Genomic DNA, 436 nt, shown 5'->3' on the forward strand with positions numbered 1-436 from the left:
GATGAATTCGTCTGCCAGTTCGCCCAGGGCAGACTTGATCACCGGATCGGCAGCGAGGGCATCGATCGCTTCTTTTAAGCTTTGCGGTAAAGTTTCAATTCCCTTTTCTTTCAGCTCTGCATCTGAGTAATCGTATAGATTCACGTTGCGTGGCTCACCCGGATCGAGTTCTTTCTCGACCCCATCCAGTCCGGCTGCGATCACCACTGCGGCGGCGAGGTAGGGATTGCAGGAGCCGTCAGCCAAGCGCAATTCCAAACGACCACCGGGAATTCGGACCAGGCTCGATCGATTGTTGTCGCCGTAGCTGATGAAGGCGGGTGCCCAGGTTGCGCCGCTGAGCGATCGCCCCACAACCAGCCGCTTGTAGGAATTGATCGTCGGCGCACAAATCGCCGTCAAAGCCGGAGCGTGAGCCAGCAGGCCAGCCATAAAG

The 436-nt window shown here is 57.3% G+C and carries 1 pseudogene; it reads right to left on the reverse strand.

From position 1 onward, the window contains the following. Window positions 1-436, reverse strand: a pseudogene (gene glnA / locus D7Y13_RS43150) (glutamine synthetase); the annotation flags it as partial.

Source organism: Corallococcus praedator (assembly GCF_003612125.1).
In the GTDB taxonomy this organism is placed as follows: Bacteria; Myxococcota; Myxococcia; order Myxococcales; family Myxococcaceae; genus Corallococcus; species Corallococcus praedator.